The organism is Anaerosporobacter mobilis DSM 15930, from assembly GCF_900142955.1.
In the GTDB taxonomy this organism is placed as follows: Bacteria; Bacillota; Clostridia; order Lachnospirales; family Lachnospiraceae; genus Anaerosporobacter; species Anaerosporobacter mobilis.
In genome coordinates this window covers 49301-75732 of sequence record NZ_FRCP01000016.1, presented here as the reverse complement: position 1 = coordinate 75732, position 26432 = coordinate 49301, and the positions used below count along the sequence as shown (strand labels likewise).

Annotated in this window: 16 protein-coding genes; 2 read left to right on the top strand and 14 right to left on the bottom strand. The window is 33.7% G+C overall.

Features of this window, described 5'->3' with window-relative positions:
• Positions 1–41: 41 nt before the first annotated feature.
• Entirely contained in the window at positions 42–2471 is a 2430-nt protein-coding gene (locus BUB90_RS15680; protein ID WP_073289385.1) for a hypothetical protein, read from the top strand.
• A 269-nt stretch (positions 2472–2740) separates the two neighbouring features.
• Here the strand turns inward: BUB90_RS15680 and BUB90_RS15675 are convergent, their stop codons facing one another.
• From BUB90_RS15675 to BUB90_RS23995, 6 genes are all read right to left on the bottom strand, one after another.
• On the bottom strand, positions 2741–4627 hold the full coding sequence (locus BUB90_RS15675; protein WP_073289384.1) for an O-antigen ligase family protein: 1887 nt from the start codon (positions 4625–4627) through the stop codon (positions 2741–2743).
• A gap of 250 nt (positions 4628–4877) precedes the next feature.
• Positions 4878–6746, bottom strand: a complete 1869-nt coding sequence (locus tag BUB90_RS15670; protein ID WP_073289383.1) for an O-antigen ligase family protein — start codon at positions 6744–6746, stop codon at positions 4878–4880.
• Positions 6747–6948: 202 nt separating this feature from the next.
• The gene (locus BUB90_RS15665) at positions 6949–8748 is read right to left on the bottom strand and encodes an O-antigen ligase family protein (protein ID WP_073289382.1); all 1800 of its coding nucleotides are present in this window, start codon (positions 8746–8748) and stop codon (positions 6949–6951) included.
• Positions 8749–8871: 123 nt separating this feature from the next.
• Entirely contained in the window at positions 8872–11352 is a 2481-nt protein-coding gene (locus BUB90_RS15660; protein WP_073289381.1) for an Ig-like domain-containing protein, read from the bottom strand.
• Between the two features lie 736 nt (positions 11353–12088).
• Complete coding sequence (gene thrC, locus BUB90_RS15655; RefSeq protein ID WP_073289380.1) at positions 12089–13579, bottom strand: threonine synthase; 1491 nt, start codon at positions 13577–13579, stop codon at positions 12089–12091.
• A 273-nt stretch (positions 13580–13852) separates the two neighbouring features.
• On the bottom strand, positions 13853–14818 hold the full coding sequence (locus BUB90_RS23995; RefSeq protein WP_073289379.1) for a cell wall hydrolase: 966 nt from the start codon (positions 14816–14818) through the stop codon (positions 13853–13855).
• Positions 14819–15409: 591 nt separating this feature from the next.
• Between BUB90_RS23995 and BUB90_RS15645 the strand changes: the two genes are divergently transcribed.
• Entirely contained in the window at positions 15410–16228 is an 819-nt protein-coding gene (locus BUB90_RS15645) for a hypothetical protein (RefSeq protein ID WP_073289378.1), read from the top strand.
• Positions 16229–16398: 170 nt separating this feature from the next.
• On the opposite strand, the gene BUB90_RS15640 is transcribed toward BUB90_RS15645, so the two are convergent.
• The 8 genes from BUB90_RS15640 to BUB90_RS15600 all read right to left on the bottom strand — a co-directional run bounded on the left by BUB90_RS15640 (position 16399) and on the right by BUB90_RS15600 (position 26431).
• Positions 16399–17286, bottom strand: a complete 888-nt coding sequence (locus BUB90_RS15640; RefSeq protein WP_073289377.1) for an ABC transporter permease — start codon at positions 17284–17286, stop codon at positions 16399–16401.
• A 4-nt stretch (positions 17287–17290) separates the two neighbouring features.
• The gene (locus BUB90_RS15635; RefSeq protein WP_084139307.1) at positions 17291–18223 is read right to left on the bottom strand and encodes an ABC transporter ATP-binding protein; all 933 of its coding nucleotides are present in this window, start codon (positions 18221–18223) and stop codon (positions 17291–17293) included.
• A gap of 73 nt (positions 18224–18296) precedes the next feature.
• The gene (locus BUB90_RS15630; protein ID WP_073289376.1) at positions 18297–20615 is read right to left on the bottom strand and encodes a hypothetical protein; all 2319 of its coding nucleotides are present in this window, start codon (positions 20613–20615) and stop codon (positions 18297–18299) included.
• A 32-nt stretch (positions 20616–20647) separates the two neighbouring features.
• Positions 20648–21865 (bottom strand): sensor histidine kinase, encoded by a 1218-nt coding sequence (locus tag BUB90_RS15625; protein ID WP_084139306.1) that lies wholly within the window; start codon positions 21863–21865, stop codon positions 20648–20650.
• Positions 21858–22553 carry a response regulator transcription factor gene (locus BUB90_RS15620; RefSeq protein ID WP_073289375.1) on the bottom strand — a complete coding sequence of 232 codons (696 nt, stop codon included), beginning with the start codon at positions 22551–22553 and terminating at the stop codon, positions 21858–21860. Before BUB90_RS15620 ends, BUB90_RS15625 begins: the two co-directional genes overlap by 8 nt.
• Positions 22554–22708: 155 nt before the next feature.
• The gene (locus BUB90_RS15615) at positions 22709–23029 is read right to left on the bottom strand and encodes a DUF6142 family protein (protein ID WP_073289374.1); all 321 of its coding nucleotides are present in this window, start codon (positions 23027–23029) and stop codon (positions 22709–22711) included.
• A 195-nt stretch (positions 23030–23224) separates the two neighbouring features.
• Positions 23225–23698, bottom strand: coding sequence for a VanZ family protein (locus BUB90_RS15605; RefSeq protein WP_334292898.1), 474 nt, complete (start codon positions 23696–23698; stop codon positions 23225–23227).
• 195 nt (positions 23699–23893) lie between these two features.
• Positions 23894–26431: an Ig-like domain-containing protein gene (locus BUB90_RS15600; protein ID WP_073289371.1), complete on the bottom strand. Its 2538-nt coding sequence runs from the start codon at positions 26429–26431 to the stop codon at positions 23894–23896.
• Between the last annotated feature and the right edge of the window lies 1 nt (position 26432).

Sequence of the window (26432 nt, the reverse complement as noted above, 5' to 3'; positions counted from 1 at the left end):
TTACATAAGTTATTTACCCGAATTTTAGGAGGAAGAAAAACATGAAAAAGAATTTCGTAAAGAAAAGTCTTGCATCTACACTTGCATTAGCAATGGTAGCTACAGCAATGCCAGCAGCTTTCACAACTGCATCTGCAGCTAAAGCTCCTGCATTAAACAGAACATCTAAAACACTTTATATCAATGAAAACGCAGTTGGAAACAAATATGATTTCAACATTAGCAACAAAGTAAGTGGTTCAAAATACTCTTGGACAACTTCAAACAAATCAATCGCTACAGTTAACTCAAAAGGTTTAACTAAGCCTGGTACAAAAACTGGTAAAGCTACAATCTCTTGCAAAATCACTTTACCAACTAAGAAAACTAAAACTTTAAAAGCTACTGTAACAGTTAAAGAAAACGCTACAAAAGTTTGGGCTAAAAACGCTCCAGAAAACAATACTGTAGGAATCGGCGAAAACGTATTCGATTTCGATAGCTCATTCTCAACTGCTTCAGGTGCTAAAGCTACTGACTACAGAATGTGGGAAATCGACGAAGCTAGCAACACTGCAGGCGCTAAAATCGATAGAAAAAATGGTAAAGTAACAACTACTAAAGCTGGTGAATTCAAAGTTAGAGTTAGAGCTTACCAAAACAAAGAAAAATTAGCTGCTAATGATACAGTTGATTCAGAATGGATGACAATCAAAGTTGTTTCTTCTTTAAAATCAGTTGCTCAAACAGCTACTAATAAAGTTGCTGTAACTTTCGATGATAACATGAAAGCAACAGTTAAAGCTGAAAACTTCGCTATCAAGAACAAAGCTACTAACGTAGTTTCTGCTGTTAAAGGTATCACTTTCTCAGAAGATGGTAAAGTTGTTACTGTTGAAACTTTCGCATCATACGCTGATGGAGCTACTTATGTATTAACATATGGCGACAAAGAATTCGAATTCGCTACTACAATTGGTGAAGTTGCAACTATCGAAGTTAAAACTTCTACAGTAGTTGAAAACAAAGCTACTGAAATTGAATACGTATTAAAGAATGCTAACGGTGTAGATATCACTGACGCTAAAAAATCTTCTGTAACTATCGAAGAAGTTGAAAACAAAGACGGTTGGTACAACACAACTGACGGAAAACTTACTATTTTCAATAAAGGAAGCGTAGCTAAGTTAAAAATCACTTACCACACTTACAAATACGACACAGCTGGTAACGAAGAAGGTGCTGTATCTGTAGACGCTACTATCACAGCAGTAGATGAATCTTCAGCTACAATCGGTGCTTACAAAAACTACGTAATCACTGAAAAAGATTCAGTTAACTGGGATAAAGTAACTGAAAACAAAAATGTAATTAGCGTTAACGAAACAAGAAACTTATTCTTAAATGCTGTTGATTCAAACAATAACAAAGTAACTGGTCTTACTTTTGAGTCAGGTAACGAAAACATCTTATTAGTATCTACTGTAGATGATCACGCTACTTTAATAGCTGTTAAAGAAGGATCAACTGTAGTAGTTGTTAAGAACGAAAAAGGTTCTGTACTTTGGACTTTACCAGTAGTTATCAAAGCTGAAAGAAAAGCTAACGCTATCTCTTTAGCTAAGAACTCAACTACTTTAGTAGCTGGTACTGAAATCGCTACAGATTCTATCGAAGTTAAAATCAAAGATCAACATGGTGATGATTACGCAGTAGCTGGTAATTTTGCTAATCCAGTAGCTGTTAAAGAATACACTAACGGACCTAAAATCGATATTGACGGTAAAAACATCACTGTAGATGCTAAAACAGCTACACCTGGTACTTACCAATACAAAGTTGCTTTAGCTAACGATGCTAACAAAGTAACTGTATTAACAGTAGTTGTTAAAGAAAAACCTTCAACACCTGTTAACTCATATAAATTAGAATTATCATCAAACACTGTAGATACAGTAGTTGATGAAGATACAACAGCTACTAAATCTGTAGATGTTAAAGTATTAGGATACGCTGGTGGTCTTGCAGTTGAAAACGCTGAAGCTAAAATCACTGTAACTGGACCAAACAAATACGAAAAAACTTATGATAACAACTTTAAGTTTGATTATGTAACTGTTTCTAACGGAACTATTACTAAATTAGCAAAAGGAACTTACACAATTACAGCTGAAAAAGATGGAAAAACTATTGCTAAAACAGCTATCGTTGTAAGTGATACTCAAGCAGCTCCAACTGTAACTCTTAACAAGACTACTTACGCTGGTATCGTTGATGATGCTACTGTATTAGCTGCTATGCAAGAAAACACTACAGTTAAAAACGCTGCTGGTAAAGAATTAAAAGTTGCTGACGGTGTTGGAATCACTGGTGTAGAATACACTAAGAACGGTTCTTCTGTATTCGTTAAATCAGTAACTGTTAAAGAAAAATTCGGTGATAACAGCTTCGAACACACTGTAACAGTAGGAAAAACTATTACAATTAGATAGTTCTAGGCTAATTGCTTAAACTATAATAATATTAGAATCCCCCAGATTTGAATGAAAATTCTTGTTTGGGGGATTCTTTTTTTGTTTTATGGTTCTATAATAAACTTGCTAAAGATTGTCAAACCCATGCTTTAAAATATTGGCGCAAAACATAATTTGAATATCTATACTATATTTTTCAACTATATAACAATGAAATATTAACTGTCCGGAAAACATTTGAGATAAACCGTTTTGCAACAGCCTCTGTAAGCTTGTATATTCAATTTCTAGACATTTTTCTTTATCATTCGATTGATTGCCAGCCCAACACCAATTAATGTCCAGAATAGCGGTGCTACAGCTATAGTAGAATCATTAGCAATTGATGTTACCAAATAACCGAATGTTCCAGCTAAGATTGCAATACCAATACGAACCTCATATTTTTTAAAATTATGTCTCATATATAGTTTTATACTTGAAATTGCATACATAGCATAGAAAACAAGGAATGCGATTAGTGATGGTATACCTGTTTGTGCAGCGATTTGCAGATATAGACTATGTGGTTTTGTTATAATCTCATTACTAAATCCAGTATGATATAGATTCAAATAATCTGTATTAGGAAAATATAATGCATAGGTGTCTGGCCCAGTGCCGAGTACAGGATGAGCCTTAAGGATTGGTACTGTTTTATCCCAAATATAGCCGCGACCACTACCAATATTCCAAAATGCTTTGAATTCTTGCGTTTGATCAATTTTAAGTAGTTTGCCATAGTTATTGCAGTAATAATATGTACCATCTGTTTGATTCGTAAAATACCATACAGAGCCTTCTACGTTGACTGCGAAACATATTATATTATCATATTGTGTTATTGAAAACCCGAAATCTTGAAACCGTTCATCTGTTAAAGTAATTATCCTATTATCCTCAGAGAGCTGTTGTTCTAGTTCCTTTCCAGTAGAGTCGCAAAATGAAAAAACATATTGTTCGTTCTCTACTGAGAACTGTATCTTAAGAGGTTCTTCCTTATAAACCAACTCAACTTCATCATCTCTTGTAATAATACTAGATAGATTCGATTCTGGCTTGGCTGATGAATCGGTAATCATTCTATAGGTATCTGCGACATATTGTCCTACAGGATTATCAAGACCAATATTAACTACTACAAAAACAAGTATACACATTACGATTCCTAATATGATTTTTTTAGCATGTTTCATAATATAGGAACGATGCAATATAGCAAAAAGTAGTGCTATCGCCAGAAAACTAGCGATTATACCAATAATACCACTTGAGGATTTACTACCATAAGCACAGCATAGTAATCCTATAGTTAACAACCCACTTAGTATCTTTTTAGTAAATCCCTTAACTGAATAAATCATGATAAGTAAAAAAGGAGCCAGTAATGCTGCAAATAAACCGACATAATTAGGATTGTATAACGTTGTATATACATGTCCCTCTTCAAAACGAAAAGATAATTCATTCTTTGAGATTAGTGACTTTCCAAAGCTAGTTTGAAAAAAATCATGCCCAATGAATTGAGTAAATCCAATGGAAACTACTATTGTAATCATTATTATACCTGTATTAACTATGACCTGAAGTTGTTTTATTGTTGATAGGAATAGATATGTATAAAACACTACCAAACCATAACCAAGTAATACCCACATGGTTTCAAATTGCTCTACCATACCTCGAAGTGCTATTTGGCTGTGTTTTGAGGCAATGGTTGAGGCAACAATCAACAACATATACAACCCTAATGGGATAAAACACTTTTCATCTATAAATAGCTTACTAGCTCCAGCTAGGGTATAGTTGAACTGGTTTGATTTATGTGGTTGATATGACTTATTTCTTTTATCTTTCTGATATGTAACAAATAGTTGATAACCAATAAAAAGAATCATTAGGCTACAAAATAGCAAAAACAAAATTGATTTTACCTTCAAAAATATATCCATTGTAGTTGTAGCTTTACTATACCATATGTAATCAGCTAGATATGTTTCTACGTTTAGAGCACGAACCGCAATAGGGACGAATAAGATAATCATAAGTATTGGTACTATAGCCAGTATTAGGGAAGAACTATCTTTATTCTTCTTTTCATTCTTTCTCTTAGTATGTATTTTCCTTTTAGACATAGTATTCTCCTTGAAGAGTTAATATATGTATATTATAACTTCCTGATAAATCCATTACAAGCATATATACTAAATCATTCAAGAATGATGGAATGTAATCTTTTGATTGACATAACAAAAACTTCCCACACATGTGATTACTTACCCTCGTGATAGTCAATTTATATAGCTTAAACTACTTTAAACTGTTTATCATGCGGACGATAGCTTCACTGTATGAGAAGTTTTATTTTAATAGCTATTTGTATTGTTAGATATCCATGGCTTCAATTTTCTTCTTTCTAGATTGTTCCGTACGTATTATTTTATTACATGCGAATCCTACGCCGAGAAGAATCCAGAATATTGGTGCAACACCTACATTTGAGTCATTGATAATGCCTGATACCATGTATCCAACAACACCAATACAAATCAGCACGCCCATCTGATCTACAATTGTTTCCAAACGTGATTTTCGGAATGTTAATATAGTCTGAACTACATACATTACACACAAACTAATGAATGCTATACAAGATAATAATCCAGTCTCTACAGCTATCTGTAAATAAAGATTATGTGGTTTGGTAACAACTTGAGAATCAAAATTATTATTATATTTTCCTACATAATCATTCTGTGGGAAAGCATATACAAAAGTACTAGGACCAGAACCAACAAATATATAATCTTTTAATAACGGTAATGTTCGTGACCATAAATAACCTCTACCAGTAAACAATTGTTCATGATTCTCAAATAACATTGAAGATGCTGTTTTTATTTGATCAAATTTACCATATTTATTCATGTATAAATATCCATCTGTATCTGTTTTACTCTTGAAATACCAAGTATTATTATCAATTACTACCTCACAACCAAAAATTCCATCCTGACTAAGGAATAACGGAGTAATGCTTATTGAATTAAATGCATCATCAGCTAATGTGAATGTCATTGTTGCATCATCATATTTAACCTTATAATCATTGCCTGACTCATCAACTGCGCTAAATTCGACCTTGCCTTCTGAGTCTAATTCACAACGCAAATGAACTGTTTTTCCGTTATATTTGATTAAGATATAATCATTCATTGTCTCAATTTCTTCTAGAGCATACCTCTGCTCCTTCTGTGTAAAAGCATTTTTCAGACTATTAGTATAAGCATTATTCTGCATAGAATTAACGATAAAGAATCCAATGACTATTAAAGCAAATGAAGTACCTAAAATAGTTGCGATTTTCTTGTTTGTAAAAAGTTTTTTACGTAGAAATATCATTATCACCATACTCGTAGCAATTAATGTAATAAGACCTGTCTTTGATTGAGAACCAAATACCGCAATTACAAGTAGAAAAGACAATATTACGCTAATAATTTTTTTCTTAGTTCCTTTTAACAAAATAGCTAACCCCATAGTAATTGGAAAGAGAAGTGATGCGTAAACTCCTACATAATTAGGATTTAATAAGGTCATATATACACGATTTTTTTCAAAATTAAAGGACATAGCATCGATAGCTTCTTTTGATTTATCAGCAGAAATTAAATATCTACCCCAATTTGATGAAAAGGGGTCCAAACCTAATAATTGCAACACTCCAATAGCGGTCATAATAGTAATACCTATAAACAAATAGTGCACTATTATCTGTACATCTTGTTCACTTCTAACTACGCAGTAAGAATAGTATAACAACAAACAATAGGTCAATAACACTAGGACTGTCTCAAATTGTTCATATGTGCCATTCAAACTTACACCTTTATAAGAAGAAACTAACGTACTAATTATAATAAATGTTGAATAAAGAAGTAGTGGGATATACCACATTTGAAAAGTAGTATACAGATTTTGTTTTGTAGCGAATATCCTATACAACAATATTGCAAGTAATAAAAATCCAATTATAGTTAGAAATATGCTTTTATAAAACAAGAAGTAATCACTGGCTAGCGAAGCATTAGGAAACCAGGGTTTTTCAACAATTGTTGGTAAAAAGACATGTTCATATACCAACAAAGGTATGATAATAATTGCAATAGCTAAAGGTAACAAAAAAATATTATTCCTATGTACTTTCTTATTTGTTTTTCTCTTAACAGGTGAAAACATGTTATCTTTGGTCATAATTAAATCTCCTATCATTCTAATTAAACTGTATAGTAAATGTAATATTAGGTTTCAATGGCAACCATATAGTACGATATTATACTTAATTTCTAAGAAATATTCAATAGAAGTTCTTTTCCAAAAAAAGTAGGGGACATCACACTAGTTAATTATGTATGTAATAGTGTGGCATCCCCATTAGGAGAATCATTTTTAATTTTTAACTATTTTGTTTATTAATTAAATTATTACATGCAAAACCAATACCTAATAAAGTCCAAAATACAGGTGCTACAGTAATAGTTGAATCATTAATTAATCCTGATATCATATATCCAACAGTACCAATAAAGATAAATACACCTATCTTTTCTCTATAAGTTTTATAATTACATTTAGCAAATAACCTAAGAGATTCAATGAAATAAATTAGATATATCGCTAAAAAAGAAATTAACGAAAAAACCCCCGTTTGTACAGCAATCTGTAAATACATGTTATGGGGCTTACTAATAAACTGACTGCCAAATCCATTACTGTATTTCCCAGCATAATCGGTTTGCGGAAATTTGAGTATAAATGTATCCGGTCCAGATCCGTATATTAAAGTATCTTTTAATAACGGTAATGTACGAGACCATATATAACCTCTACCACTTGCTAATGTTGTGTGGTTGTTAAATAATGCACCCTTAGATGGTTTGCATTCAACAAAGGTATCAAATTCGGTTTTGAATTCATACCCATTAGTATCGTTTTTACTTCTAAAACTATATGTTTGATTACCTAGATATAATTGAAAACCTAAATTATTATCTTCATCAATGTTAATTGGAACTAGTGAAATATCGTTTAGATGTGGATCAGCTAAAGCAAATCTCATACTTTCTTGATCTATGGTTACTTCCTGTTGGACTCCAGCCGAATCTAAAAAAATACATAATAACTTACCTTCTTCATCAAGTTCACATTTTATATATATTTCCTCATTTTTATAAATAACTTTTACATATTCCTCGTTAGTCTCTATAGATTGTACCTTAATCTCTTGAGGTTGATTTGAAAAAATATTTTTAATACTATTTAGATACGCATTGTTTTGAGTGGCATTTATTATAAAGAAAATAATTATTAAACCTATAACACTAACTATAAGCCATTTTGAATATCTCTTTATTTTTTTTCTGAATAATAATAGCATTATTACAATTGATACTAACAGCACCCCTAGTCCTGTTTTTGACTGCGCACCAAATGTACTTACTACTAAACCACAACTTATAAGCAAGGATAGTATTTTACCTCGTTTACTTTTTGATATCCATATATACCCTACTGATATAGGAAATAGTAATGAAGAGTAAACTCCTACATAATTGGGATTAAATAGCGTAGTTGATACCCTGTTTTTTTCGAAGCTACCAACAATTTCTGTATTAGAACTTCCTGTTGTGATTAGCTTAATGAGTGGATTATTAAGGTAATCAATACCAAAAGTTTGAAAAACACCTATTAATGCCATTATTCCCATTCCAACCATTAGTCCCTTTATAAGAAACTGTATTGCTTCTTCCTTATGTACAAATAGATATGAATAATATAGTATCACAAGATAACCGAGTAAAATCCAAACTGATTCAAATAAACCGTATGCACCTTTTAAACTAAAACCATAATTTTTCGAAAATAGTGTTGATAAAATAATAAAAAATGCATAGGCCCCAAGAGGAAATAAAAATGAGGTTTTCTCTAGCTTAACCTTTTTTTTATAAACTTGGTAAATTATTATGACGCACATAATAGCAGCGACTATTATTAATGCAATAGACTTATAAAACAAAAATAAGTCACTACTTGACCGCTCTGATGCTGGAAACCATGCAAACTGATCCAAATTGGTTAGAAAATTATGATTTCTCACAATTAAAGGATAGAGGCATAAGAAAAATAAAGTAGGATAAAGAGTCCCTCTCTTATCACTAGTATTTTCCGATAAGCTTTCTTTTTTTTCGAATAGCATATATTATCTCCTTATATTTTATAGTAAATTTACTTTACTATTATACACTAAATGCAAAAAAAAGGAAGAGGTAGTAATCTACCCCTTCCTAATTATTTGTCAGTCAAATTTAATTAATAATAATTATTTAGTATAAACTGATTGACCTACTGTTACAACATGGTCTACATATACTCCAGTTGCAATTTCTTCTGTTACGATTACTTTCTTAATATGAACAGTCTTGCCGTTTACTACATAGTAATCAGAAGCTTTTAATTCATCAACTTTTACTCCAACAATTGATGTATCAGCATCTTTACCATATTGTTTTCCGTTAGAATCTTTAATTACGAATGCAGCATTGATTATAGTAACAACATCTGTACCTGTAGTTATATCAGAGTTTTGTTTATCTAACTTAACTGTTGGAGCTACTTGAGTATCTTCAACTTTGAAGTATTGATATCCTTTAACTTCATATTTTTGTGTTTTTGAATTATAAACTGATGCAGTTACTTTATAAGTACCAGTTGCAACTTTCTTAGCTGTACCAGTAGTATCGAATGAGCGTACTGTATATGAGTAACTAGTAGCACCGTCTGCTGTAAATGCTGTATCTACTTTACCGTCTGGCTTAGTTACCTCTACCTTGAATGTAGCCATATCAGCTTTAACACCATCAGTGTTGTAAGCAGATAAACTAATATCAACTTTTTGATCGTCTTTACTATCTACAGTAACTACTGTATCAACTGTTTGAGCCGATAATTGTAGCTTGTAAGAAGAGATTGCCTTATTAGGATCATATTTCTTAACAACTACAGTAATAACAGTTAATTTACTATTATCGATTTTAATCTTATATTGGTAAGTACCATCTGCAACATCAGCAGAGTTAATTACTACATTTTTTCCATCGATTGAAACCATAGGTGGGTTAGAAGATTTTACACTTTCTACTGTTAAATCACCATAAGCAGCATCTGCCATCTTGTCACCATGTTGATCCTTTAAAGTAATAGCAACTTTTTCAGCAGCTAATTTATCTGAGTTAGAAACAGTAATTGAGTTAACGTCTAATGAAACAGTAGTAGCTTTTCTAGCAGCTAAAACAGTAACTGCACATGTACCAATGATTTTGTCGTCTTTCTTAACAACAACATGAGCAACACCTTCTTTAACACCTGTTAAAAGTCCATCATCACCTACTAATAATACGTTTGAATTACCTGATTCAAATTTAACACCTGAAAGTGTAGAGTCATCAGAACCCTTAGCATATACGTGAATATATTTAGCGCCATCTCCAATTGCTAATTTTGTAGTAGTATCAGTTACTTTATCCCAATTTGGAGCTCCAGTTTTATCTGTTATAGTGTATTTCATAGTTCCGAAAGTAACAGTTGAAGCTTCAACACCAACTACTGAGAACTCTACAGTTACAGAACCTTTTTCAGTTCCATCAGTATTGTAATCGTAAGTATGGTAAGTTGCTTTGAATTTAGCTACAGCACCTTTTTCCCATAATCTAACTTTATTACTAGATGAATCATAGAAGCCTTTATTGTTTTCAACTTCTTCAATTGTTACATTACCTTTTTTAAGGTCAGTAATATCTACACCATTAGCATTCTTTAATACGAATTTGATTTCTTGATCAGTATCAATTACAGCAGTAGTTGTAGTAATTTCTAAAGTTGCAACATCACCAATAGATGTTGTGAAATCATAAGCAGTACCATTATATGTTACTGAATATGTTTTTCCATCTTCGAATGATTGATAAGTTTCTAAGACAACTACTTTTCCATCTTCAGAGAATGATAAATCTTTAATAGCTGGTTTCACATGACTTGTTGTGTTTTCAATAACAAAGTCAGACGCTTTTACTTTATCTTTCATGTTATCATCAAATGTTACTGCAAGTTTAGTTGCTGTTGTTTGAACAGCTGATACTACTGAAGAAACTACTTTAACTGTTAACCATTCTGAATCTACAGTATCGTTAGCTGCTAATTTAGCTTTGTTTTGGTAAGCTCTTACTCTAACTTTGAATTCACCAGCTTTAGTAGTAGTAACTACACCAGATTTAGCATCGATTGTTGCACCAGCAGTGTTGCTTTCTGCATCGATTTCCCAAGTTCTATAGTCAGTTGCTTTTGCACCTGAAGCAGTTGAGAATGCACTATTAAAATCATAAGCTTTTTCGCCGATACCGATTTCTTTTTCTGGAGCGTTCTTAACCCAAACTTTAGTAGCGTTTTCTTTAACTGTTACAGTAGCTTTTAAAGTTTTAGTTTTCTTAGTAGGTAAAGTGATTTTACAAGAAATTGTAGCTTTACCAGTCTTAGTAGCTGCTTTAGTTAAACCTTTTGAGTTTACTGTAGCAACAGCTTTGTTAGATGTAGTCCATTTGTAAGTAGATTTAGCTACTTTGTTGCTGATGTTGAAATCGAATGAGCTACCGATTTCATTATCATTGATGTAAAGTGTTTTTGAAGTTTTGTTTAATGCAGGAGCTTTAGCTGCAGATGCAGTTGTGAAAGCTGCTGGCATTGCTGTAGCTACCATTGCTAATGCAAGTGTAGATGCAAGCGTTTTCTTTACGAAATTCTTCTTCATATTATTTCTTCCTCCTTAAATATATATGGCTGAGTATTATATTTTGCATGTTTTACAGAAATTGGTGCAATTAACATTAATCTACTTGAATATGTAAGTGTTCCCTCAATCTATAAAACACAATGAAATATAATCTTTCCAATAACAAGATGATTATAACAATATTCAATTCAAAGGTCAAGTATTTTTCCAATAAATTTACTTCTTGTCATATTCTGTATGATGTTCCAAAATGTAACAACTAAGCACTTTCGGAGCATTTTTCTTCGTTTCTTGTAAAGATTACATTCGGGTCAAGGACACTTATGAACATTCATGTTCGAGATGTGATTTGCTGTATCCTTAACATGCTTATATAATGCACTTTGTTTGTGTCAATTTTATGTCATGCTTTTGTCATAAGTGGATTATTTTTAGGTTATTTCTGTATATAAATTGCCTTATTCTTACCAGAATAGTCCTTACATATCCATACAATCACTGTAAACATCTGACTTTGCAGGATTTTTAGTAACAATTCAAACACAAACAATATTTAATTTATTTCCATGTATTTTTTATAATACATTTTCACTAATCTCAAAGCATTATATCTTTATAATAGAAAAAGTGATAACACATACTCTCGAGATATGTCTTATCACTTTCTTCTATATAATATAGCAAACCCAGTATAACTATTATCTATTGTAATTATTTTAGATTTATTTCATTTTAGATTCATTTCATTTTAGATCTATTTCATCTTCAAGATTGTCTCTACTGTATCTTGCATCTTTTCCGTATCACAAACTGTATCATGAAGAACTTCTGCGCTTCTAATATCTTCGATTGCTTGAGGAACTTTCACGTTTGCGATTGTGCTTAATTCATCTACTAATTCGAAGTCTGTCATGGAAGCGTATTTTCCATCAATTGCTTCCATAACACTTCTTGTGAACTTATATGGACTCGCTGTTGATGCGATTACTGTCTTAGTTTCATCTTTAGTAGCTTCTACATAATCTGTATATACAGCTGCTGCAACTGCAGTGTGTGTATCAATTACATAACCAGTCTTCTCATATAAATCACGAATTGTAGAAGCAGTTTTCGCTTCATCTGCATAACCACCGATGAAATCAGCAAGTTCTGCCTTCATATCATCTGTAATGTCATACATACCAGCACTTGATAATGCATTCATAAGATCTTTTGTCTTAGTTGCATCGCCTCCAGCAATCCTATAGATTAATCTCTCTAAGTTACTTGAGATTAAGATGTCCATTGATGGTGAAGTTGTTAAGATGAAATCTCTGTTTCTATCATAGGTTCCCGTCTTAAAGAAATCATATAATACTTTATTATCATTGGAAGCGCAGATTAATTTACCAATTGGTAATCCCATGTTCTTTGCATAGTAAGCAGCTAAGATGTTTCCAAAGTTACCCGTAGGTACAACTACATTCATCTTTTCTCCGTTTGAAATTTGGCCATTTGCTAATAAACGGCTATAGGCATATACATAGTAAACGATTTGTGGTACTAAACGTCCGATGTTAATTGAGTTTGCTGAAGAGAATTGATATCCCGCTTCCTCCATTGCTTTGGCAAGGTCTTTATTATTAAACATATCTTTTACACCACTTTGGGCATCATCAAAGTTTCCTTTGATTCCAACAACATATGTATTGTCACCCTTTTGTGTAACCATTTGCTTTTCTTGAATTGGACTTACACCATCTTTTGGATAGAATACAATGATTTTAGTTCCTTCTACATCCGCAAAACCTGCTAAGGCAGCTTTACCGGTATCCCCTGATGTGGCTGTTAAGATTACAATATCATTCTTCACTTCATTCTTTCTTGCTGAAGTAGTTAATAGATGAGGTAAGATGGATAATGCCATATCTTTGAATGCGATTGTTGATCCATGGAACAATTCAAGATAGTAAGCACCATCTGCTTTTACTAATGGAGCAATTTCTTCGGTATCGAACTTTGAGTCATACGCTTTATTAATACAATTTTTTAATTCGTCATCTGTAAAATCAGTCAGGAATAATCGCATTACTTCAAAGGCAGTTTCTTGATAGCTAAGTTTTGCTAACTCGCTAAGTGCTATAGTTAATTTAGGTATAGATGTTGGTACGAACAATCCTCCATCGTCTGCTAAACCTTTTAAAATTGCCTGTGACGCTGTTACAGTTACATCTTCACTTCTTGTACTTTTGTATAAGAGATTCATCTTCGCTCATTCCTTTTCTAATTATTTTATAGTAAGACATACAGAATCTTAATTCCATGTAGTTCTTAATTTTAGTTATGTAGTTACGAAGTATCTAGCTCTATCTGATTCTCCCTAAGAGCAATACTTAAAATGCATTATACCATGTTTCTTATCATAGAACAATCAAAATTCGCCATTCTTCCACTGAACGCATTATATCACATCACGCTATCACAGTAAAGTGTTAAATGAGAGAAAACGGTAAGGATATTGTTCCTTACCGTAAATCTCTTACTTATAAAATTCGTGACCGCCATACTTGAATAACCATGTCAAATTGTTATCAAACCAATTCATGTTACTCTTTTTAGCTTTACTTCTTGCCGAGAAATATAATGCCCCTTGTGACTCATCTTCACCATTTAATACTCGTTCCACAGCTTCTCTAGTTGATTTAGAGATTGACACGGACCAGTACCTTCCATCTGCAATTGGGGAGAATTGAGTGGTTCTTCCGTTTTTCTGAAATACCACTTCTTTCACCGTATCAGGGAATTGGCTACTCTTCACACGATTCAGTATTACATTAGCTACTAGCATCTTACCTTTAATATCCTCGCCTGTCGCTTCGGCTTCTACTATTCTAAGTAATACCTCTTTTTGGTTAGCCCCTAGACTTATAACTGGGACTGTTTCTTCTTTTTTCTTTTTACTTGCAGCTGCCTTTGCTTTCTTTTCTTTTTTATCCTGATTCTTTGTTGTAGCCTGTTCATCTACAACCACCTGTTCATCTGTCTTCTCTTCTGCTTCTTCTTTACTCTTATCCACTACATTCTCTGATCCAACACTACTTGAGAAATCTTCCATTACGGTTTGTCCCATAAGTGCTGCGCGCTTATCTGCTGCAATAATCGTACGATTTACGATTTGTAAGCTGTAGTTTTCTGTATTCTCTGCGACTTCTCCTTCTAGCACATTATGTGCTAATAAATTGACGTTTTCATTCTCGGCTTGTATTTGTGCTTTTTTTGCTGTTTCTTCCTTTGCTTCCTCGAAAACTTCATTCGTAACGGATGCTGCTTTCGCGTATGCTTCAGGCGTATTACTGCCTTTGGCAAATGAGCTGTCTGCACAAAGTACTAATACAACTGCTGCCATTGCATATGCTGTAATCATTAGACATGATTTATAACATTCAATACCAGAGTATTTCATATTTTCCTTTATGCGGTGAAGAAACGAGTGTATTTTTAGCATACATACTTCCTCTTTTCTTATTTTTTTTGTGCCCCGCCTAAGCACATTTGCATTATATCATCTAGTAACTTGATGTCAATAACTCCTTCTATATTTTGGAGAATAGGATATCAACTTCCCATAGTTCCGTAAAATCATGAGTAAATTCCGCTAATTAACAGTATTAAATAAGTGTTATTTTTGTTTCATTTCACAACATATTATTTAACAATTCTTTAATTAGTTATTAACTATTTTATGCGACATTTTTAGTTTTTATTCAGTTTTTAAGTTTTTTTTATTATTTGATTAACATTAAATCACGTTTTTTCAAGCTTTTTCATTATTTTCTTCTCTTTACCACCTCAATTTCTATTTAACATTTTGTTAATAATTATATTCACGGATTTATGATTTATGATACTTTTCGCTTTATAATAATTCACGTTACCTGCATGCTTCCTTGTCCAAACTATCCCATTATGCTATACTCTGATTAAGATATTAAAACTTGCAACGTGTATAAACTTCCTATCTTTCACACTATGACTATAAAACAATAGCGAAACATCTATAGTACTTATACAAAACCAAAAGATTGAGGTGATTACTATGCCATTACTTCCTGGTGTCTATCAAGCAACGAAAAAAGATGGGACTATCTATTATCGTACCTCTTTCACTTATAAGAACAAGCACATAAGCCTAGGAAGCTATCCCACCCCTGAAGAATCCCATTCTGCTTACCAAGAAGCAATTACTATAACCAAAAATAACTCTATTGTGTTAGATTCCTACATACAAAACAGTCATCTCTTATCATTTGATAAATGGGTAGTATTATTAAACTTTCGTGATAATGGATTATATTTTAAAAATCCTATATACCTAAAGGATCGATACTTCCTCTATTACTTAACTCATAAAGACGTTCTCAAATTCGATGTTGATGATTTGTTCTATTACTCCACTCACAAAATCATGAAACGTGGAAACCATCTATTCGTAGCCGATTATGGTATGCAGGTAAGTATTCTTTCTCGCTATGGAATACATAGTTTTTCTGTTTCAGGTAGAGATTACCGATTTGCCAATGGCGATAGCACAGATTATCGTTATGGTAATATAGAAATTATTAATCGATATATGGGCGTTCGTAGAGAATTGGTTAAAGGACTATACCAATACATCACTAAGGTTCATCTAGTAGGTGATTTTATTGTAGGGAGATATCCTACCGAGATTGAAGCTGCTGTTGCATACAACAAAGCAGTTAACTTTTTAAAAGAGAACGGAATTGTAAAGAATTTTACCACAAACTACATTGAGGAACTTGACGAGATCTCCTATGCTGCTATGTACAACCGTATTCGTATTAGCAAAAATCTGCGAGCATATGTAGATAAGTCCAATGGCCTAGAAAAAAAATAAATTTGTTAAATTTGAATTTACTACTATCTTTTTTGAAATTATGTGTTATAATAAACTTATATTTTTTCTTCTTCCATTTTCATAGTTCTAACAATGAGGCTATTAAAGGTTTTCATTGAAGTGAATGCGAATCACCAAGTGTATCTTCCTACACTTGGTGATTTTTTTGCCTATTTCTTTATTCGGTCAATATTCTTCGTACTTAGATAGATCAAAACGACTGCCACTACCGTCTGTATCGCTATGCTGATTGCTATCCAATGCTCTAGAATCAAAGTATTACAACGTCCAACTTGGTTAATATATTGTGCAAACATGCTTTCGTTCCCTGTCTGCTCCATCAGTAGTGCCACCACTGTTACTAGTGGATTAATTAATAAGATCCAAACTGCACTCTTAAGATCCGTTACTATCTCAATCGCTTCAGCTGCGAATTCATTATAATTTATCTGTTTACTAACAACAAGATATAATATTCCAAGTACTGTTGCAGTTCCAATGACCAATAGAAGTATCGTTACATAAGTAGCTACCGTTGATTTTGTAGTATTCTTACTAACAGAGGAGAAAAACAATCCGATACTTCCTATAAACACTGCCTCCAAAAAACATACTATTACATACATAAATATATCGGCTATGGAAACTCCGCCCACACTAAATACTACGGCTACTATCGGCAAGCTTGATACTATTAGAAGTAGCATCGTACTAACGGAAGCACCTAGTTTCCCAATGATGATTGCTAGAGGTTTTCGGTTGGCGGTAATGAGTATATCGAAAGTTTGTCTTTCCTTCTCTCCTGTTATCGCGCCTGCGGTGAAGGCTGGAACGATTAACAATAGTAAGACAAACTGGAATACACCAATTAGCATGTACAGGATAAGCGTATCTTGATATCTTGCTCCCCTTCCAATCTGCTGATTTTCTCCATAGATTGATACGTATGCAACTACCATTAATATAAGCAGTAAAAGATTGTATCCTACAATTAATAACATTAGTTTAGGGGAACGAGCCCGAACTTTCTGTTCTTTCTTAAAAATCGGATTATCCATTCACCTACTCTCCTTTCGTTATCTGTAGAAATAATCTCTCAAGGCTTCCTTCTTCTCTAGCGAAATAACAAATCCCTGCCCCATTTCGTATCAATGCCGTTAATAATTTTGCCTCTTCCATTGAATCCCCTTGAAAGTGCATTGTTGCTTGTGCCCCATCAATAGTCAAATTATTAATTAATGCATGAGAATCTAAGAACTTTAGTAAACTTGCATTTACTTCTGTAAATCGAATTCGCAATGGCTTTGCTTGTTCCTCCATCTGCAATATATCCTCTACCGGTCCTTGTGTGATCATCTTTCCCTTATCTAAGATACCAATGTGTGAACACATCTTAGAAAGATCGTGAAGTAAATGCGAACTAATTATTATGGTCTTACCTTTCTCTCTTAGGGTATTAAGAATCATTCTTATATCATTCCGTGCTCTTGGATCAAGCCCCGAAGTAGGTTCATCTAGTAGCAATAATTCTGGTTCTGATATTAAACATCTTGCGAGACAAAGTCGTTGCTTAATCCCTCTTGATAACACATCAACATATTCCTCTTTTTTGGAATACAGATTTACTAATTCTAAGTTCTCTTCTATCTTCTTCTTTGCGTCTTTTCCTTTGTATCCATTCATCTGTGTGTAGAAATCCATATACTCATACACGGTAAGATTGGGATAAGTACCAGAATAATCTGGCATGTATCCAATCTTAGCATGCGTTCTTCTTTCTTTGGTAGTTGTCCTCTTTCCATCTATCATTACCAAACCAGCATCAGGTTCTAACAGACCTGCAATGATCTTAATCATTGTTGTCTTACCTGCTCCATTAGGACCAACTAAACCAAACAATTCTCCTTTTTGGATATGAAGTTTCATACTATCAAGCACCATATGTGTATCGTACTCTTTACTTAGATCTTGAATTTCTAGCATTATAATAACCATACCTTTCCGTAACCTGCAAACTTTGATTCTCAAAACAACATTTGCATCTACAAGTTTACTTTTAAAATAATTACTATTTCTTTTTCACAATAGCTGTTAACTTAGGAATCGTTATTAAATTGCTGTTCACACTATTCTGAGATACTTCATATCGAACTCTTAGAACATTCGTATCATCTAGATAGTCCTTCAATTGATTCATAACCGTTTCTTCTCCACTTGTAATTACCTTATCATATTCCCCTGTTCTTCTATTATAGAAATATATCGAACCATAGAAGCCTAACCATAAATCCTCTTTATTGGTTTCATCAACATAAAATTCCGTATTGTAATACGAGGAGTACTCGATTCGCTTTATCCGCTCCCGACCAAAATTATAGTCAACCGTAAGATTATCGGATTCAATCATATCAAGCGCTTCATAATAATCACCATCTACAACAGTCATATACTTCTTGATTGTTGGTTGGAAGATATCTCCGTTACCGATAGCATAATCAATTCCAAGCTCCTTAATAATCAAATGAGCACCAGCTTCAACTTGGCTGATACCAAGCTTGCTTACAACAGAATTCTCATCAGAATCCTCTGTAAATGCAATTAGATAACTTCCGTCTGGATTGGAAACTACCCATTCATTCAATAGATACTGCATCAAAGTATATCTAGAATTCTCCTCTATATAAGTATCTTTATCTACCATCGTATCAGTACTCTTTGTAAGATCCTTAATACGACTATCCACCGCCTCTGTAAAAATCAAATCATAAGATGGTATATACTCTTGTTGACAATCTTCTAACTCAACTGCCTCGCCACTTGACAAATCTCCAATTTTAATAAGTGTTTGATTACTAACGATACATGCATTACGCATATCCACTCCTAAAGTATTCGTAAATGTACCTGTCATACTATAATTAGCATATGTTAACCTAGTTGCCGGTTGCATCTCTTGTCCTTCTTTTTCTGAAGTCTGATATGACTTAGTTGTTTTTAAGTAGATTGGTTGAAACGCTCTTAAATTAGTAACTGTACTGATCGTACTTAAACTTCCTAATTTTTCTTCATCTGTAGTATTTTCTACATTCATAGAAAACTCCATATTAGCACGTTTCTTATCTGACGATACTTGGTAATTATCTCTCATTGTATATAACGGCCTAAGATTCTCAGCCTCATCTGCTTGAACTGATAATGTAGCTTTAGCAGGACTTACTGCAGCAGAATATGTTGTATCATTGGTATACCCATTCTGAGCGATTTGTGTAATTGTCACATATCTAAGATAGGTATTCTCCACTCGAGTTTCTTTCCCTAATCCATAAACACAGGCTAAGAATATAACCGATATAGCTGGTGCAATTCCCCAGTAGTAAGTTCTGCGATTTATCATTTTCAAGATGCCATATAACACAGGTCCGATTACTATTATATATAGAAGAAACAAGATAACATACTTAGTAAAACTCGGTATTTTTGATACCACTTCTGCATTGATACTCGCTTTTATTTGATTATCTGTAATTCCTGATAGGAATAATTTTGGATTCAATCCAAGACTCTCAACATATCGTGTTAATTCACTAACATTTTCCATCTCAGGAACAAAGATATATCTCCCAAAACCATAATCCCCTGTATTGTCACTATCCTTACCGGTCTCTTCCTCTCTGGATATGACCTTCTTATACGTATCTTCGACCAATAACGTTCCACCATTCTGAAGCCATTCCTTTAATCTTAATGCTACTGACTCATCAAGTTTCTTTATCTCATCTTCATTAATTAAGATACAATCAATCAAATTAAGGTTGTCAAACGCATCTTCTAATTTATCTGCATACAGTTGAAACACTTGCATTTTACCTTGGCTCACGACTGGTTCTGTTTGCATTTTCTTATTAAAGACACCAATATATTGTACATCATAGATTCTACTAGCCTGAACATTTGCCTTTTGCGATGCTTGGGTCTTCTTTTCATTATCCAATAGGTTAATTAAGAATTTCATATTCTCATAAGCCACAGGTATGTTCATCTCATAAGTAGCATAAGAGTCCGAAGCTACTGCAATATCCTGATTATACTTGGTTGAACTACTCTCAAAAGGTACCTCTATCTGTAGATATCCCTCATATGGCTCTTTCCCTGTAGTAATCTCTACCTTTAAGTGCATATCTTTCCCTATTTTCGCATACTGATTTAGTCCATATGATACTTTCACTCGAACCTCTTTTGTAACATCTGTAAAAACTACAGGATAATTATAGGACCGATTATCGCTTGTATTTGTCGTGGATTCCTTGCGCGTGAACACACTACAGCCTGTAAGTAACAATACTATAATACACAATAGTAGGCTATATCGCTTCATACTTGACACCATATTCAATCTCCTAACTATAATTTCTACGGTCGCTATATTGCTTTATTCAGAGTTACGGTAAATGTTGTCCCCCCGATATTGCTGGTTGCTGTGATTGTTCCCCCATGCATCACTACAATATTCCTAGCAATCGCTAAGCCTAAACCAGTCCCGCCTGTTTCTCCTGATCTAGAACTATCTACACGATAAAATCGTTCAAATATATTTTCAATTTCTTCTTTCGGTATTAATTGTCCGTAATTCGTAATGCGGATTTCAAATGTATCATCCTTTTCTTCTAGATACGCTTCTACTTTTTCCCCTTCTTTTCCGTATTTCACTGCATTACCATATAGATTCGCAAAAACTCGTTCTAACATGTCGCCATCTCCGTAAACAACAGCTTTCGTAACATCGGTACGAAATGTATATTCCAGATTAGAATCTTGAAAAATTGGATAGAATTCTTCTGCTATTTGCTCAAGAAACTTCACCATATCAAGTTCACTGTTTCGAAGTGTAACCTTACCAAAACTTAATTGTGTATACGCAAACAAATCTTCTATAAGATTCTGCAATCGTTTTGCTTTATTATATGCAATACCTACATATCTCTGCTTCATATTCTCGTCTGTTACTTTACCAAGACGAACGAGATCAAGATATCCAATGATTGATGTTAATGGGGTCCTTAAGTCATGAGCAACACTAGTGATTAAGTCATTCTTTGATTGTTCATTCTCCCTTTGTACCTCGATCATCTTCTGTATACTTACAGATAGACGATTCACGGTATCGGCCACGGAAGATAATTCATCGTTATATCGTACTGGTATCTTACTTTCAAAGTCTCCTAAAGCAATTCGGTCAATCCCTTCAGTAATTTCTGCGATATATCGGTAATATCGTTGTAAATAGATTATGAATAAACAGGTAAACAAAATAGCCCCTGATACCATACAGATGGCTGCTATAACAAAAACGGCTTCCTTTTTATCTAAAAAAGATTGTTTCGGTATTTCTTCCGGAACAGTAGCTTTCGCTATCATTGGTGTATCAGCTAGCCGATTATTCTCTACCAGATCAGACTGCATCTCAATGTTCATCTCATCGGTGGATTGTCTATTGCTAAATACGTAACCTCCCAAGTAAATAATACCAACTACCATGGCCTCGATTAGTATTGTTATTAGCAGACTAAGTATTGCATATCGAATAATTCTTTTCTGAAAGTTCTCTTCCACCTTATATTTTTTCATATACTTAATCAATTTTGTATCCCACTCCCCATACGGTTTTGATAATCTGCACTTCTCTAGAATCTAATTCAATCTTTTCACGTATTCTTCTAATATGTACCATTACAGTATTATTAGCTTCGAATATCTTCTCATTCCATACGCGTTCAAAGATCTCTTCCGTACTAAACACTTTTCCTTTGTTAGAGGCCAATAAAAATAATATCTCGAATTCAATTGGTGTCAATTTCACCTCACGGTCATATGATCTAACCGAGTGCGTCTCTCGATTAATATTAAGATTTTCTAATTGAATAATCTTCTCTTGCTTATCTGTAGACTGCCCGCTATTAAATTGTGTATATCTACGTAATTGGGATTTAACTCTTGCAAGCAACTCTAATGGATTAAATGGCTTTGTTACATAATCATCCGCCCCTGTTGCAAGCCCATTAATCTTATCATCATCAGTCGACTTTGCGCTAAGCATAATGATTGGTACAGCGTTGTCTACTCTAATCTGTTTACATAACTGAATTCCATCTATACCCGGCATCATAATATCTAATATTACTAGATGTACCTCTTCCTTACTAAGAATCTCTAATGCTTCTTTGGCATGATATGCTTTGAAAACCTGATAACCTTCCCCTATCAGATAGATTTCAACCAATTCGGCTATTTCTTTATCATCATCAACTATAAGTATTGTCATTGTCATTACCTCTCCAAAATCGTATCTATTGAATATCTATATCTTTCATCATAACATATAATTTATTATACAAACCTTACTTTTTTCTTACAAGAATTATTATACACAAAAAGACGACGTCCCTTACCAATTCACGTCGGTAAACAACCTCGTCTTATTAGTTAAATTCCTACAATATATAATAGAAGAAATACAATAAATAAAAAACCATTTAACATAATGCCTGCGATCGGAAACCGATAATATATATCCTGCTTACGAAATCCCTGAACCGAAAGTACAAACCCTATTATATTAATTATGAATATTCCAAGTCCAGCAAAGCCAATCCACACCCCCGCGTTACCTGCACTTGTACTTGAGATATAGAATAGCACGCATGTAGCGATTAGCGCAAGTAATGCCACGACAACTCCTACAATACCTTGCACTGGATGGTACTTGTCTGAGAACTTAAAATCATCATTCTTCTTCCTTCTCATTATGATACCCATGCATATCACAAATTTGCAACAACTTGTGATACTGCCTTATAATTAGGTTGAAAGAGGGCAGCGCATGACTCCTTTCTATTGATATCCTTTCAACCCCTCCCATGCATATCGCAACCTCGCTTGCGATACAACACGTATACTGTAGTGTGAACTTTTTGTTCACTCTTGTCTCTTCCTATCCGTCTAGAACCTTTTTTTGAACCCACTTATACATCGATGACCAACGGCAAACAAGATGTACCCAATTATTCCACCCATTAGGTTCATGAAGATGTCATCCACATCAAACGTCCCCACCTGTAGCACTAACTGCATAATTTCAATGGATAAGGTAAGTTCAAAACTAAGTAATGCTATGTTCAAAAACTTTCTATTCCGTGGACTTATAGCTGGAAGTATAAATCCAAACGGTATAAAGGCTACAACATTTCCTACGATATTAATCATGAAACTTGTAAAACCTACTTCTCTTCTATATACAATAAATCTTCTTATCTCTCGAAACAGCTGTAAATTATAACGGTATTCTCCTCCCATAACTCTACCAAATCGTTCACTAAAGAACAAAAAATAGGTCAAGGCAACCATATATATAATAAAGAAAATCCACAGCAAGACTCTAATTATTTCCTTTGTCTTCCTATTCAAGGATTTCACACTCCTTACCTTATAGGTCGTATCACTATGTACACGAATATTCGCAAGCTACTACGCTGCTCATATATATATCACAGTATTATCGGCCCTTATACGCAATTACATCCTTCTAGTAAATACTGGAAGGATGTAATTATAGAAACATATTAATTATAAATCATTGTTTCGCAAAGGTAAAGAGGAAATAATTGTTTCCTATCTTACTGCAATTGCTCCATCTGATATAATCGCTGAATTTCCTGCATAATCGACTAAATTACTGTTAATTAGAAGATAAATTCCACTTGTTCCCATTACGCTTGTATTCAAGGAAATAGTTGCATATACATCAGAGATTACTGGACTACCAGCCTGTGTAAGAATATTACCATTCTGTGTTACCGTACAGTTCAGATTTCCTCTTACTGGCTCTGTAAATGTTAATACAATCGTTGAATCCGATGTTAATACTGCTGATACAATAGTTGGCGGGTTGTTTTCTTTCAATGTTACATGAATTGGTTTTGCATCAATTGAACCATAACTTCCGCTATATCCCATAACATTATTAATTGTTAAATCATATTCCTCACTATCAACTATTGAAGCGAGGGCTACTCTAAGTTGAACAACTGCTTTCGTCTTATCGTTCTGGGTTAATGTAGCTGATTCAACCACTACTCCGTTACTAAATGTATAGTTACTTGCTTTTGTTGCAGATGCCACGTCAAGTTTATTCTCAAACACTACGTTAATAATGTTATTGTCATTAGTAGCTTGGAATACACTTACTGGTGCTGGCAATGCATTGGTACTTGGTGTCGTTGTTGCTTCTGTCTTAACAATTGCAATTGTTTCTGCTGTATTATTCGGTATATCATCATCGTCCGTTACGAATGCCGCTGGTATGGTTACAAGGTACGTACCAATTTGTTGCATATTATCTGCATCAAGAATGATCTTAACAACATTATCTGTTACTACTGCTTGATAAGGAATTGTTGTTGAATATGTGTACGTATACGTTGTACCTGTGTAAGTTACGGTAACAGCTGCTGGTAATGTACCATTACTTAATGATAGATGAACCTTTTTAGAATAGTTTAACGTAATCATATTCGTCTTACTATCCGTCGTATAATCTACTAATCTTGGTGCATTAGCCATTGCGCTTATTGTAAAGTCTATGGTCCGAGTAACATTCGTATAAGCAGAAGAACTTGATACGTTGTAGCCACTAAATCCTAAGATTGATACAGATTGCGCTCCAGTTAAGGTTGCTACAGATGGTGGAATCGAATACTTAACTACTTTCTTATCTTTCGATTCAACTGTACCGATACAAGAAACCCCTTTGACATATAATGTACCTGGTTTTTCAATTGCACGGTCATATGTAGCTGTTATTGTATAGTAACCCGTACGTTCAAGACTTAATAGATTTGCTTGAGGTTTCGCACTTGTATCACTATATACCTGCATTGATACAGATTCAGGATTTGTCTTATTGCCTGCCAAATCTTCAATACCTTTCACTAATACATAGATTAGTTTGTTTTTATCATTCGCATTAATATTATTCATATTCACAAGAATTGATGTTGCATCCTCTGACAGACGATAGATGGATTTATTCTTTAATACTGCCGTTGATAGTGCATTCATAGTAATACCATCTGCACGAGAAACGGCTTCTATTGTCATACCCGATACTTTAATTGGCTCACTAAAGTTAATTGAAGCAAGTAATCCAGTCTCATCAACTGTTGTATCAACATATTTTGGTGCAACCGTATCGCCTAATTCTACGGTTCTTATATATTGATCCACTAATTTTTCTGACTTTGTTCCAAGGTTTTTGATTGTAATCTTATATTTGCCCTTGAATGGCATCTCACTCTTAAGAGTCAATAGAGTATAATCCGTTGAGAATTCTCCAGTAATCTTTCCATAAGCACTTGCTTGCTTACCATAATCGTCTCTAAGTGCTAAAAACGAGATATTATCTAGTAACGTCTTAGATCCATCAAGATTCAATACGGTATCCGGATTGATTGGATCACTGAAAGCAATCTGAATCACATTGGCACTGGCTTGATTAACACTGATTACTTCTGCCGTATCACCTACGACATACAGATTCATTGCATCATTTACAATTCCTTTATTCGCACTGGATCTACTTGTTCCTGTAGTTGCGATTAATCGTGTCAAACCTTTTTTCTTAGCGGTAACTACACCTTTCGAATCTACAGTAGCTATAGAAGTATCTTCAATAGTCCAATATGTATTATCTGTAGCTGCACTTGGTGTTAGCTTTCTATTAAAGTCATATTGTTCTCCAACTTTAATCGTTTGGCAATTGTTTGCCGTTAACTTTTTGTTTGTTATGGATACTTCAGTTGCCGGAATACGTACTGTTACTGCACAAGTAAGTGTCTTCGTTTTCTTAGTTGCATAGGTAATCTTACAACGTATCGTTGCACTACCACCATTTGCAGCTGTAACCACACCGTACTTATTAACTGTAGCAACTTTTTTGTTGGAAGTGGACCAACTGTATTTTGATCCACTTCTCTTATTCTTAACAACCAAGGTATAAGTATCACCAGTATTACGCAAGGTAATAGTTGATTTATTAAGCTTTGGAGTTGCTGCAGCTTTTGATGATTGTAAGCCAATTGGCTGAATCACCTGTACCAGTAAGAGCACGGCTAGCAAGAATGCCAGTTTCATTCGTCTCTTATGCTTCATT

Excerpts from the sequence above, each read along its gene's own strand:
- BUB90_RS15665 (WP_073289382.1), bottom strand. The coding sequence starts at position 8,748 with ATGCTATTCGAAAAAAAAGAAAGCTTATCGGAAAATACTAGTGATAAG.
- BUB90_RS15620 (WP_073289375.1), bottom strand. The coding sequence starts at position 22,553 with ATGACAATGACAATACTTATAGTTGATGATGATAAAGAAATAGCCGAA.
- thrC (WP_073289380.1), bottom strand. The coding sequence starts at position 13,579 with ATGAATCTCTTATACAAAAGTACAAGAAGTGAAGATGTAACTGTAACA.
- BUB90_RS15645 (WP_073289378.1), top strand. The coding sequence starts at position 15,410 with ATGCCATTACTTCCTGGTGTCTATCAAGCAACGAAAAAAGATGGGACT.
- BUB90_RS15630 (WP_073289376.1), bottom strand. The coding sequence starts at position 20,615 with ATGGTGTCAAGTATGAAGCGATATAGCCTACTATTGTGTATTATAGTA.
- BUB90_RS15640 (WP_073289377.1), bottom strand. The coding sequence starts at position 17,286 with ATGGATAATCCGATTTTTAAGAAAGAACAGAAAGTTCGGGCTCGTTCC.
- BUB90_RS15600 (WP_073289371.1), bottom strand. The coding sequence starts at position 26,431 with ATGAAGCATAAGAGACGAATGAAACTGGCATTCTTGCTAGCCGTGCTC.
- BUB90_RS15660 (WP_073289381.1), bottom strand. The coding sequence starts at position 11,352 with ATGAAGAAGAATTTCGTAAAGAAAACGCTTGCATCTACACTTGCATTA.
- BUB90_RS15615 (WP_073289374.1), bottom strand. The coding sequence starts at position 23,029 with ATGAGAAGGAAGAAGAATGATGATTTTAAGTTCTCAGACAAGTACCAT.
- BUB90_RS15675 (WP_073289384.1), bottom strand. The coding sequence starts at position 4,627 with ATGTCTAAAAGGAAAATACATACTAAGAGAAAGAATGAAAAGAAGAAT.
- BUB90_RS15670 (WP_073289383.1), bottom strand. The coding sequence starts at position 6,746 with ATGACCAAAGATAACATGTTTTCACCTGTTAAGAGAAAAACAAATAAG.
- BUB90_RS23995 (WP_073289379.1), bottom strand. The coding sequence starts at position 14,818 with ATGCTAAAAATACACTCGTTTCTTCACCGCATAAAGGAAAATATGAAA.
- BUB90_RS15635 (WP_084139307.1), bottom strand. The coding sequence starts at position 18,223 with ATGGTTATTATAATGCTAGAAATTCAAGATCTAAGTAAAGAGTACGAT.
- BUB90_RS15680 (WP_073289385.1), top strand. The coding sequence starts at position 42 with ATGAAAAAGAATTTCGTAAAGAAAAGTCTTGCATCTACACTTGCATTA.